The organism is Streptococcus oralis subsp. oralis, assembly GCF_002096445.1.
In the GTDB taxonomy this organism is placed as follows: domain Bacteria; phylum Bacillota; class Bacilli; order Lactobacillales; family Streptococcaceae; genus Streptococcus; species Streptococcus oralis_N.
Map to the genome: position 1 here is coordinate 76,589 of NZ_NCUK01000012.1, position 12,111 is coordinate 88,699.

A 12,111-nucleotide genomic window follows, 5' to 3' on the forward strand; every position below is an offset into this window, starting at 1 on the left:
ATATAGTATATAATAAAAACATAGAAAATAAAAATATCAAAAACTATAAAAAGGTAAAACGTTTATGAAAAAGAAAACAGCAGTGGTGTTTGGGACCTTTGCCCCCCTCCATCAGGGACATATCGATCTGATCCAGCGAGCGAAGCGTCAGTGTGACCAGGTCTGGGTAGTCGTTTCAGGCTACGAGGGAGACCGAGGTGAGCAGGTAGGTTTAAGTCTTCAAAAACGATTTCGCTATATCCGAGAGGCTTTTCGTGATGACGAATTGACCTCTGTCTGCAAGCTGGATGAGACCAACCTTCCCCGTTACCCTATGGGCTGGCAGGAGTGGTTGGACCAGATGTTAGCGGAGATTTCCTATGATGAAACCCAGCAAGAACTGACTTTCTTTGTGGGAGAAGAAGACTACCAGCAAGAGTTATCTAATCGTGGCTTTGGCACCGTTTTGCAAGAAAGAAAGTTTGGTATCTCAGCGACTATGATTCGAGAAAATCCAAGCAAATATTGGAAATACATCGCTCAGCCCTTCCGTCGTCAGTTCACCAAGAAAGTCTTGATCATGGGAAGTGCCAGTAATGGGAAGACCACTCTGGCCAAGGATTTGGCAAGGTATTACGATGCGCCCGTTAGTCTGGAATACGCGCGTGAGTACCAGATCAAAAACAATGTCCGCGACGATGAATTGACTCCAAAGGATTACTACTATCTCCTTTTAGGGCAGTATGACCAGACCTCTAAGTTAATCGATAGCAATGCCAATCGAGGCCTAGTGATAGCTGATACCAATTCATTGGTAACCAAGGGTTACTATGACTATTACATGGAGACTGAGGACCAAGGGGACTTATCAGGAGAAACCTTTGACAATCTCTTTGTTTCAATCTTGGCCAAGGAAAAATGGGACTTGATTCTCTTCGTGCAACCTGTCGGTTCCTATGTCAATGACGGATTTAGAGATATGACCATGGCGGAAGACCACATTCGCTACAGTTTTTCCCAGCATTTGGATCAGATGAGGGAGAGATACTTAACGACCATTCCTTTAGTTTATCTAGCAGAGGATTACCTAGGCAATTATGAAGCAGCAAAAGTGGCTATTGATGCCATTTACCAAGCAGATTAGGAGAAAATGATGAAAACAGTAACTAAAAAAATCACACAATTTATCGAAAACTTTAAAAATGTCCATGCCGAAGCTCGCAAGATTGGTTTTGCAGGAATCATGCGCTTGCTATGGAAAGATCTCTTTGTCGGCCGTAGTCTTTTCCAGTGGTTGTATCTCATCGCCTTGTCAAGTGTTCCCTTGATCTTGGAGTTTACACAAAATACGGAAAGCCATGACTGGTTGAGCTTGTTTGCGTCCTGGACTGGGATTGTCTGTGTTATTTTAGTAGCAGAAGGTCGTGCAAGCAATTATCTCTTTGGGGCTATTAACTCGGCTATCTATTTGATCTTGGCCATGAATGCGACTTTTTATGGCGAAGTTTTGACGACTGTTTACTTCTTTGTCATGCAGCCGATTGGTCTCTATGCTTGGCTGTCCAATCGTATCAATGAACAGGAAAAACCAGAAGAATCCCACTTTGAAGCTAAGAAATTATCTGTTCTTGACTGGCTCAAGTACTTGGTCTTGACTGCTATTATCTGGATTGGTATGGGCTTGGCTTACCAAAGTATCAATAGTGCTCGACCTTTCCGTGATAGTGTAACCGATGCGACCAATGGTGTTGGTCAGCTCTTGATGACACGTCTTTACCGCGAGCAATGGATTTTCTGGATTGCAACCAATCTCTTTAGTATTTATCTCTGGTGGGGTGAAAATATCCACATCCAAGGGATGTACTGGGTTTACACACTCAACAGTCTAGTGGGTTGGTACCAATGGACCAAGGCAGTTCGAAAGGAGGCATAAGATGGCAGACATAAAGATTCCAGAAGGGATGACGGAAAAAGAATATTATGAAATCCATGCCAGTCAGGAGGAGTTTTTAGACTGGTACTACAAGCAGGAACTCCCTCAATATGAAAAACCAAGTGTGACAGTGGATATGGTGGCCTACTGCTTTGTCGAAGGAAAGATCAAGCTCCTGCTAATCCGTCGCAAGGCTCACCCTTATCAAAACTGTTTGGCTTTGGTTGGAGGCTTTATGGACAAGGGAGAAGATGCTGCACATGCCTGTCAGCGCGAGGTGAGAGAAGAAGTCAATCTCGATCTACCTTTGGAGAAAATCGAGCAATTGATGACGGTATCGACCCCCGGTCGTGATCCACGGGGCTGGACAGTGACCATTGCCCACTTAGTGTACCTACCTAGTCGTGCCTTAGACCTCGTTCAGGCAGGTGACGATGCCAAGGATGTGGTTTTTGTAGATGTCGATTTTCAGACAGGCAAATGCTACCTAGATGGAGTCGAGCTGGAGGAGCAAGCCTTCGCCTTTGACCATTATGCCATTATCCAAGAATCCATCAAACGAATCCAAGGCCGTCTCGACTGGAATCCGACTTTCCTTTATCTGCTGGAGGAGGAGTTCACTGTCTACGAAGGAACCGAACTAGTCAATCTCATCAATCCCGGTCGCCCCATCGTCAGCAATAACTTTCTCGTAAAATACGGAGAATATGTAGAAGAAGTCGGACTCAAACGAGTACCCAAAAAGAAACCAAGAAAAACCTATCGATTGAAATAAAAAGTGAGGCCGGGAACTTTTCCCGACCTCTTTATTTATCATCATTTTTATGAATGGCTATCTTTCTTAGGATTACTCAACAGGTGAGTAAAGAAGTCTTTATATCGATACTTGAGATAGTTCTCATGCAAAAATAACAAAGCGATATAAACAATCAAAAAGATTGCAGTCAGATAGAAGACATCAAATGCAGTTCGCGCATAGTAAGTGGCTGATTGATAAGAGCCAATAGCTCCCAAAATCAACCAAGGCAGATACTTGTAATACTTATTTAGCATAAGAGTGCACCTCCTATATTCTATTTCAATGTTATTATATTCCTTTGTCTAACACAATGCAAGCGATTACACAAAAGCGATACAAAAAATAGGACTCTAATTTTAAAAATTTTCTATTTTTTCGTTTCAATTACGAATAGAAATAGTAGAGAGAAATTTTTTTAAAATAGTTTCTCTAAATAGTTGACAGATTCAAGACTCAATGTTACAATTATATTACAAAAAGATTTCTTAACATTTCAAAAATGTTACAAAGGAGTAGAAAAATGAAAAAGAAAACCTATATCAAATTGATGGCAGCGACTGTATTGGCTTCTACCTTGCTACTGGGAGCTTGTGGAAATAAAAACGAAACCACTCAAACCAGCAGCTCTGCCAAGACAAGTCAATCATCAAGTTCTAAAGCAGCTTCTTCTAGCAAAGAAAGCAAGACACAAAAATCTTCAAGCTCAGCTTCATCTGAAAAGGCTCAGGCATCTTCTGGTCAGTCTTCTACAACGGCAGATCAGTCACAAGCGAAACCGACACCTGAATCAAGACAAGAACAAGCAGCTCCTAGTCAACAAGCTCCATCTCAGGCACCTTCAACTCAGCAAGGTTCTCAAGCTCAGTCTAACCAGTCAGGCTATGATCCAACAACTGACCGCCAACTTCAAGACAAGCAAGCAGAACACAACAAACGCTACAAGGGTGTTTTAACCATGGTCGATGGTGATTTCTCAGCAGCTGCAGGCAACTGGAAGGGAGCAAATGGCGAAACTATTACGGTTTCATCAGGGGGCCAATTTACAGTAGAAACTGCAGATGGAAAGAAAGAAAACTATTCTATCAGAGGCTACTCTTACACTCTTGATGATGGCAAGTATAATGCCAAAATCGGTGGCGGAAAAATCATCCAAATTACAACAGGTGCGGATGGTAAAGTTTCAAGCGTTGCCTTGATTCAATAATAGTATCTAGGTTTTCCTAGGAGCTAAAAAACCGTAAACTCAAGCGAGTTACGGTTTTTTTGTGTATTAAGCTTTATCTAATTGCAAGAGAGCTTCAATCTCTGCTAGGGTGTTAGCTTGTGAAATGGCTCCACGAAGTTTGGCAGCGCCAGATGTTCCCCGAAGGTAGTGAGGAGCGAGGCCGCGGAATTCACGAACGGCTACGTTTTCTCCTTTGAGGTTAATCAAGCGTTTCAAGTGCTCGTAGGCGATTTTCATCTTGTCTTCAAAAGTCAAGTCAGGGAGAATTTCTCCTGTTTCAAAGTAGTGGTTGATCTGGTTGAAGAGGTAGGGATTTCCCATGGCTGCGCGACCAATCATAACAGCGTCAGCCCCGACTTCTTCGATACGCTGTTTGGCTTCTTGTACCGTACGGATATCACCATTTGCGATAAATGGAATCTTGGTCAGAGCTTGAGCCACCTTGTGAAGGGTCTCGAGGTCGGCATGACCAGTATACATTTGCTCACGTGTACGGCCATGCATAGCGAGGGCAGAGACACCTGCAGCCTCTGCAGCGAGGGCATTCTCCACGGCTAGGGATGGATCAGACCATCCAGTACGCATTTTGACAGTGAGGGGGATATCAAGGACAGATTGGACCTTGTTGATAATAGAGTAGATCTTGTCTGGATCCTTGAGCCACATAGCGCCAGCTTCGTTCTTCACGATTTTGTTAACTGGGCAGCCCATGTTGATATCGACGATATCGGTCTTGGTGTTTTCTTGGATGAATTCTGCTGCGCGTGCGAGACTGTCTTCATCACTACCAAAAAGTTGGATAGAAACTGGGTTCTCTCCTTCATCGATATGAAGCATATGTAGGGTTTTTTCGTTGTTGTATTGGATTCCCTTGTCAGAGACCATTTCCATTACAACGAGTCCAGCTCCGAGCTCTTTTGCGATAGTACGAAAGGCTGAGTTGGTGACACCAGCCATGGGTGCTAAAACGGTACGATTGGGAATCTCAACATTGCCAATCATAAAAGGTGTATTAAGATTTGTCACGAATGAGTTCCTCCAGGTCGTTTTCATCAAAGTTGTAAGTCGTTTGGCAGAATTGACAAGTGATTTCTGCCCCGTGGTCTTCCTCTTTCATTTCCTCAAGGTCTGAATTTGGAAGGCTGGCAAGAGCGTTCATAAAACGGTCTTTGCTGCAGTCACATTGGAAACGGATTTCTTCTTCAGATAGACGTTTGTAGGATTCGTCACCGTAGATAGCCTTGAGGAGGGCTTCGATATGGTCATCGCTTTCTAGAAGGGTTGAGATGGCTGGCATTTCTTGGATGCGTTTCTCAAAGCGGGCAATCTCTTCTTCCTTGGCCCCTGGCAATACTTGGAGAAGGAAACCTCCGGCAACTTTGACCTTGTCATCTTTATCCAAAAGAACATTGAGGCCGACTGCTGAAGGGGTTTGTTGACTTTCTGTCAGGTAGTAGGCCAAGTCTTCACCAATTTCCCCAGAGATGAGGGGAGTCATGGAGTTGTAAGGATTTCCAGTACCGTAGTCTGTGATAACGAGGAATTGACCGTTTCCAACAAAAGGTCCAACAAGGACTTCACCAGTTGCAGTTTTTTTGATATCTACACCGGGATTTTGCACATAGCCTTTGACATTTCCCTTAGTATCTGCAACTGTGATGATGGCGCCGAGAGAGCTAGTTCCAAGAACTTTAACCGTTAGCTTGGTATTTCCTTTTTCATTGGCTGCGAGAATTTGGCTAGCGATAAGGGTACGACCAAGTGCGACAGTTGAACTGGCTTGAGTTTGATGTTTTTCTTGAGCAGTGCGGACGGTTTCAGTGCTATCAAGGACAAAAGCACGAAAGGCCCCGCTTTCTGATATAGTTTTAATAATTTTATCCATAGCTACTATTTTAGCATAAAAATGCCCAAAGGGGGAGTCGTGTGTTTGCTGTTTCCGAGGAATAATGACGAGGAAATCAGCCTTAAAATAAAATGAGAAACAGATTATTTCAGCATTTGAAAGATTTATGCTATGCTTGTAGGAGAAAATGAAAGGGGTAACAAATGTATTTAGGCGATTTGATGGAAAAAGCAGAATCTGGTCAATTTTTAGTTCTTTCCTTTCTGTTACAAGATTCGCAGACAACCGTCAAGGAAGCCATGGAAGAAACAGGTTTTTCAAAGGTGACCCTAACCAAGTACATTTCTCTGATTAACGAAAATGCCTTGGAAAGAGGGCTAGAGCTGACCATCCACTTGGAAGATGAAAATCTGCGTTTGTCTGTCGGTACTGCCACAAAGGGGAGAGAGATTCGGAGCTTGTTTCTAGACAATGCCATTAAGTACCAAATTTTGGTTTACCTTCTCTATCACCAACAGTTTCTAGCTCATCAGTTGGCTCAAGAATTGATGATTAGCGAGGCCACGCTTGGTCGCCACTTAGCTAGTCTAAATCAGATTTTGTCAGAGTTTGACTTATCCATCCAAAATGGCCGTTGGCGAGGTCCGGAGCATCAGATTCGCTATTTCTATTTCTGCCTTTTTCGCAAGATTTGGTCCAGTCAGGAGTGGGAAGGTCACATGCAGAAAGCTGAGAGAAAACAAGAGATTGCCAGCTTAGAAGAAATCTGTGGTGCTAGCTTGTCTTCAGGTCAGAAATTGGACTTGGTTCTCTGGGCTCACATCAGTCAACAGCGTCTTCGGGTCAATGCCTGTCAGTTTCAAGTCATAGAAGAAAAAATGCAGGGGTATTTTGACAATATTTTCTACCTTCGTTTGCTGAGAAAGGCTCCGTCCTTTTTTGCTGGGCAACACACCCCTCTAGGAACTGAGGACGGTGAGATGATGGTATTCTTTTCATTTCTCCTTTCCCATCGTATCTTGCCCCTTCATACTATGGAGTATATCCTTGGTTTTGGAGGGCAGTTAGCCGATTTGCTGACGCAATTGATTCAAGAGATGAAGAAGGAGGAGCTGCTGGGGGACTACACAGAGGACCATGTCACCTATGAACTCAGTCAGCTTTGTGGTCAAGTTTATCTCTACAAGGGCTATATCTTGCAAGATCAGTACAGATACCAGACAGAGAATCGCCATCCCTATTTGCTGATGGAACATGATTTTAGAGGAACTGCAGAGAGAATTTTTCATATTTTGCCTGCCTTTCAACAGGGGACGGATTTGGATAAGAAAATTCTCTGGGAATGGCTCCAGTTGATAGAGTATATGGCAGAAAATGGTGGCCAACATATGAGGATTGGTCTGGATTTGACATCTGGTTTTCTTGTCTTTTCTAGGATGGCTGCCATTTTGAAACGGTATTTGGAATATAATCGTTTCATTACTATTGAAGCCTATGACCCCAGTCGACATTATGATTTGTTAATTACCAACAACCCGATTCATAAGAAGGAACAAACACCAGTTTATTATTTAAAAAATGATTTGGATATGGAGGATTTGGCAAAGATTCGTCAGATGCTCTTTGCTTAAAAGGCCTGAATTTTCAGGTCTTTTTTGTGAAATTCGCACAATCTCCTCACATTTTTTTAAAATTTAAAAAAAATTGATGAACAAGAAAGCGCTTTATTTTGTATACTAGTTACTGTAAAGAGGAACCCCCTCAAGATTTTATCAGGAGGACAGCACATGTCACAAGAAAAATACATCATGGCTATTGACCAAGGAACGACTAGTTCTCGCGCCATCATTTTTAACAAAAAAGGAGAAAAGGTCAGCTCTAGTCAAAAAGAGTTCACTCAGATTTTCCCTCAAGCAGGCTGGGTAGAACACAATGCCAATGAAATTTGGAACTCTGTTCAGTCAGTTATCGCGGGTGCTTTCATCGAAAGTGGTGTGAAACCAAGTCAAATCGAGGCCATCGGGATTACCAACCAGCGTGAAACAACTGTCGTCTGGGATAAGAAAACAGGTCTCCCTATCTACAATGCTATCGTTTGGCAATCACGCCAGACAGCTCCTCTGGCTGAACAACTAAAAAGCCAAGGTTATGTGGAAAAATTCCATGAAAAGACTGGTTTGATCATCGATGCTTACTTCTCTGCAACCAAGGTTCGTTGGATATTGGACCATGTAGAAGGCGCTCAAGAGCGAGCAGAAAAAGGAGAATTGCTCTTTGGTACCATTGATACTTGGTTGGTTTGGAAATTGACTGACGGTGCGGCTCACGTGACCGACTATTCCAATGCAGCTCGTACCATGCTCTATAACATTAAAGAACTCAAATGGGATGATGAGATTTTAGAAATCCTCAACATTCCGAAGGCTATGCTTCCAGAAGTTCGTTCTAACTCTGAAATCTACGGCAAGACTGCTCCATTCCATTTCTACGGTGGAGAAGTGCCAATTTCAGGTATGGCCGGGGACCAACAGGCAGCCCTCTTCGGTCAGTTGGCCTTTGAACCTGGTATGGTCAAGAATACTTATGGAACAGGTTCTTTCATCATTATGAATACTGGTGAAGAGATGCAGTTGTCTGAAAACAACCTTTTGACAACGATTGGTTACGGAATCAACGGCAAGGTTTATTATGCTTTGGAAGGTTCTATCTTCATCGCAGGAAGTGCCATTCAGTGGCTTCGTGATGGTCTTCGCATGGTGGAAAACTCACCAGAGTCTGAAAAATATGCTCTCAATTCTCACAACAATGACGAAGTTTATGTCGTACCTGCCTTTACAGGTCTAGGTGCTCCATATTGGAACCAAAATGCTCGTGGTTCGGTCTTTGGCTTAACTCGTGGAACAAGCAAAGAAGACTTTATCAAGGCAACTTTGCAATCTATCGCTTATCAAGTGCGTGACATCATCGATACCATGCAAGTGGACGCTCAGACTGCTATTCAAGTCCTCAAAGTCGATGGCGGTGCTGCTATGAACAACTTCCTCATGCAGTTCCAGGCTGACATTTTGGGAATCGATATTGCCCGTGCTAAAAACTTGGAAACAACTGCCCTAGGAGCAGCCTTCCTAGCTGGTTTGGCAGTGGGTTACTGGAAGGATTTGGACGAGTTGAAACTCTTGAACGAGACAGGAGAACTCTTTGAGCCATCCATGAACGAATCGCGCAAGGAACAACTCTACAAGGGCTGGAAGAAGGCTGTGAAAGCAACGCAAGTCTTTGCGGAAATCGACGACTAATACTGTTTCTTGATGCAATGATCAGCTTAAGAATGAAACGACTCAGTTAGAAAGTGTGTAAATATGGAATTTTCAAAGAAAACACGTGAATTGTCAATTAAAAAAATGCAGGAACGCACCCTGGACCTTTTGATTATTGGTGGGGGGATTACAGGAGCTGGTGTAGCCTTGCAGGCAGCAGCTAGTGGTCTTGACACAGGTTTGATTGAAATGCAGGACTTCGCAGAAGGGACATCCAGCCGTTCAACAAAATTGGTCCACGGAGGCCTGCGTTACCTCAAACAATTCGACGTAGAAGTGGTATCAGATACAGTTTCTGAACGTGCGGTGGTTCAACAAATTGCTCCACATATTCCAAAACCAGATCCAATGCTCTTGCCAGTTTACGATGAAGATGGAGCGACCTTTAGCCTCTTCCGTCTCAAAGTAGCCATGGACTTGTACGACCTTTTGGCGGGTGTTAACAACACACCAGCTGCTAACAAGGTCTTGAGTAAGGAAGAAGTCTTGGAACGCCAGCCAAACTTGAAGAAAGAAGGCTTGGTAGGAGGTGGGGTTTACCTTGACTTCCGTAATAACGATGCGCGTCTCGTGATTGAAAACATTAAACGTGCCAACCAAGACGGTGCACTCATTGCCAACCACGTTAAGGCAGAAGGCTTCCTCTTTGACGAAAGTGGCAAGATTACAGGTGTTGTAGCTCGTGATTTGTTGACAGACCAAGTCTTGGAAATTAAGGCTCGTCTGGTTATCAACACGACAGGTCCTTGGAGCGATAAGGTACGTAATTTGTTTAATAAGGGAACACAATTCTCACAAATGCGTCCAACTAAGGGAGTTCACTTGGTAGTGGATTCAAGCAAGATCAAGGTTTCACAGCCGGTTTACTTTGACACAGGTTTGGGAGACGGGCGTATGGTCTTTGTTCTTCCACGTGAAAACAAGACTTACTTTGGTACAACGGATACAGACTACACAGGCGATTTGGAACATCCAAAAGTGACGCAGGAAGATGTAGATTACCTACTTGGCATTGTCAACAACCGTTTCCCAGAAGCAAATATCACAATTGACGATATCGAAAGCAGCTGGGCTGGTCTTCGTCCATTGATTGCAGGCAATAGCGCTTCTGACTACAATGGCGGAAATAACGGAACCATTAGTGATGAAAGCTTCAATAGCTTGATTGCAACTGTCGAAGCTTATTTATCGAAAGAAAAAACGCGTGAAGATGTTGAATCTGCTGTCAGCAAGCTTGAAAGCAGCACATCTGAGAAACATTTGGATCCATCTGCAGTTTCTCGTGGTTCGAGCTTGGACCGTGATGATAATGGCCTCTTGACCCTTGCTGGTGGTAAAATCACAGACTACCGTAAGATGGCAGAAGGGGCTATGGAGCGCGTGGTTGACATCCTCAAAACCGAATTTGACCGTAGCTTTAAACTCATCAACTCTAAGACTTATCCTGTTTCAGGTGGAGAATTGAACCCAGCAAATGTGGACTCAGAAATCGAAGCCTTTGCTCAACTTGGAGTTTCACGTGGTTTGGATAGCAAGGAAGCCCACTATCTTGCAAATCTTTACGGTTCAAATGCACCGAAAGTCTTTGCCCTTGCTCACAGCTTGGAACAAGCGCCAGGACTCAGCTTGGCAGACACTTTGTCACTTCACTATGCAATGCGCAATGAGTTGGCTCTGAGCCCAGTTGACTTTCTTCTTCGTCGTACCAACCACATGCTCTTTATGCGTGATAGTTTAGATAGCATCGTTGAGCCAGTTCTGGATGAAATGGGACGATTCTATGATTGGACCGAAGAAGAAAAAGCAGCCTACCGTGCGGATGTCAAAGCAGCTCTTGCTCAAAACGATCTAGCAGAACTAAAAAATTAAGAAAAACTAGAAGAGAGGGAGGGCAGCATTCCTTGTCGCCCCGTCCCTTCTTTTAAATGGAGACAAAGATATGATGAAAGAATTATTTGGAGAATTTTTGGGGACCTTAATCCTGATTCTCCTAGGAAATGGTGTTGTTGCAGGTGTGGTTCTTCCCAAAACTAAGAGCAACAATTCAGGATGGATTGTGATTACTATGGGATGGGGAATTGCTGTAGCCGTTGCGGCCTTTGTATCTGGCACGCTCAGTCCAGCCCACCTAAATCCAGCTGTGACGTTTGCTATGGCCTTAAAAGGAACGCTCTCTTGGGGTTCTGTTTTCCCTTATATCCTAGCCCAATTCGCAGGAGCGATGGTGGCTCAGATTTTGGTTTGGTTGCAATTCAAACCGCATTATGAGGCAGAAGAAAATGCAGGCAATATCCTAGCAACTTTCAGTACTGGACCAGCAATCAAGAACACAGTATCCAACTTGGTTAGCGAAATCCTTGGTACCTTTGTTTTGCTCTTGACAATCTTTGCCTTGGGACTCTATGACCTTCAAGCCGGTTTAGGGACCTTTGCAGTGGGAACGTTGATTGTCGGTATCGGTCTTTCACTAGGTGGGACAACGGGTTATGCCTTGAACCCAGCTCGTGACCTTGGACCTCGTATCATGCACAGCATCTTGCCAATTCCAAACAAGGGAGACGGGGACTGGTCTTATGCTTGGATTCCTGTTGTAGGACCTATTGTTGGTGCGGCCCTAGCAGTTCTCGTATTTTCACTTTTCTAAGATAAAAGAGTGATTGGCAACAGAGTTTGAGATGGAAATCTCAGGCTCTTTTTTGATGGCCAAAACATTAATATTTTAACTTATCTTAAAATAAGCTAAAACCAATTTTTAAGTTATGGTAAACAGTTGAAAAAAAGGTTGATAAAGTGGTAAAATGTTAGGAAGATAAGATGCTAACAATACATACTGATAGCTAATAGAAATAATATATTAATGGATAGCTTATGAAAAAACAACGAAATTTACATGTATTCTTAGGCCGGACGGCTCTATATTTTGTAATCTTACTTGGTTTGCTTTATTTTTTTAGTTACCTTGGTCAGAGCCAAGGCACCTTTATTTATAATGAGTTCTAGTTTAAAGGAGAA

12 protein-coding genes are annotated in these 12,111 nt (G+C 43.3%); 9 read left to right on the forward strand and 3 right to left on the reverse strand.

Going from position 1 to position 12,111, the window contains the following annotated elements:
• Positions 1 to 64: 64 nt before the first annotated feature.
• The 3 genes from B7721_RS01600 to B7721_RS01610 are packed head-to-tail and all read left to right on the forward strand — an operon-like array spanning position 65 to position 2,687.
• Entirely contained in the window at positions 65 to 1,123 is a 1,059-nt protein-coding gene (locus tag B7721_RS01600; RefSeq protein ID WP_084877191.1) for an AAA family ATPase, read from the forward strand.
• A 9-nt stretch (positions 1,124 to 1,132) separates the two neighbouring features.
• On the forward strand, positions 1,133 to 1,912 hold the full coding sequence (pnuC, locus tag B7721_RS01605; protein ID WP_084877193.1) for a nicotinamide riboside transporter PnuC: 780 nt from the start codon (positions 1,133 to 1,135) through the stop codon (positions 1,910 to 1,912).
• 1 nt (position 1,913) lies between these two features.
• Entirely contained in the window at positions 1,914 to 2,687 is a 774-nt protein-coding gene (locus B7721_RS01610; RefSeq protein ID WP_084877194.1) for an NUDIX domain-containing protein, read from the forward strand.
• Between the two features lie 47 nt (positions 2,688 to 2,734).
• Here B7721_RS01610 and B7721_RS01615 read toward each other — a convergent pair whose 3' ends face one another.
• Positions 2,735 to 2,965: a hypothetical protein gene (locus tag B7721_RS01615; protein ID WP_084877195.1), complete on the reverse strand. Its 231-nt coding sequence runs from the start codon at positions 2,963 to 2,965 to the stop codon at positions 2,735 to 2,737.
• 266 nt (positions 2,966 to 3,231) lie between these two features.
• Between B7721_RS01615 and B7721_RS01620 the strand changes: the two genes are divergently transcribed.
• Positions 3,232 to 3,915 carry a hypothetical protein gene (locus B7721_RS01620; RefSeq protein ID WP_084877196.1) on the forward strand — a complete coding sequence of 228 codons (684 nt, stop codon included), beginning with the start codon at positions 3,232 to 3,234 and terminating at the stop codon, positions 3,913 to 3,915.
• Between the two features lie 66 nt (positions 3,916 to 3,981).
• Here the strand turns inward: B7721_RS01620 and dusB are convergent, their stop codons facing one another.
• On the reverse strand, positions 3,982 to 4,962 hold the full coding sequence (dusB, locus tag B7721_RS01625) for a tRNA dihydrouridine synthase DusB (protein ID WP_000183316.1): 981 nt from the start codon (positions 4,960 to 4,962) through the stop codon (positions 3,982 to 3,984).
• Positions 4,949 to 5,821 carry an Hsp33 family molecular chaperone HslO gene (gene hslO, locus B7721_RS01630; RefSeq protein ID WP_049518848.1) on the reverse strand — a complete coding sequence of 291 codons (873 nt, stop codon included), beginning with the start codon at positions 5,819 to 5,821 and terminating at the stop codon, positions 4,949 to 4,951. Before hslO ends, dusB begins: the two co-directional genes overlap by 14 nt.
• Positions 5,822 to 5,985: 164 nt before the next feature.
• Between hslO and B7721_RS01635 the strand changes: the two genes are divergently transcribed.
• From B7721_RS01635 to B7721_RS01655, 5 genes are all read left to right on the forward strand, one after another.
• The gene (locus tag B7721_RS01635; RefSeq protein ID WP_084877197.1) at positions 5,986 to 7,413 is read left to right on the forward strand and encodes a helix-turn-helix domain-containing protein; all 1,428 of its coding nucleotides are present in this window, start codon (positions 5,986 to 5,988) and stop codon (positions 7,411 to 7,413) included.
• A 156-nt stretch (positions 7,414 to 7,569) separates the two neighbouring features.
• Complete coding sequence (gene glpK / locus B7721_RS01640) at positions 7,570 to 9,078, forward strand: glycerol kinase GlpK (protein WP_000076796.1); 1,509 nt, start codon at positions 7,570 to 7,572, stop codon at positions 9,076 to 9,078.
• Positions 9,079 to 9,141: 63 nt separating this feature from the next.
• Positions 9,142 to 10,968 (forward strand): type 1 glycerol-3-phosphate oxidase, encoded by a 1,827-nt coding sequence (glpO, locus tag B7721_RS01645; RefSeq protein ID WP_084877199.1) that lies wholly within the window; start codon positions 9,142 to 9,144, stop codon positions 10,966 to 10,968.
• A gap of 70 nt (positions 10,969 to 11,038) precedes the next feature.
• Positions 11,039 to 11,743: an MIP/aquaporin family protein gene (locus tag B7721_RS01650; RefSeq protein ID WP_084850071.1), complete on the forward strand. Its 705-nt coding sequence runs from the start codon at positions 11,039 to 11,041 to the stop codon at positions 11,741 to 11,743.
• 224 nt (positions 11,744 to 11,967) lie between these two features.
• On the forward strand, positions 11,968 to 12,099 hold the full coding sequence (locus B7721_RS01655; RefSeq protein WP_008276434.1) for a teichoic acid D-Ala incorporation-associated protein DltX: 132 nt from the start codon (positions 11,968 to 11,970) through the stop codon (positions 12,097 to 12,099).
• Positions 12,100 to 12,111: the final 12 nt, after the last annotated feature.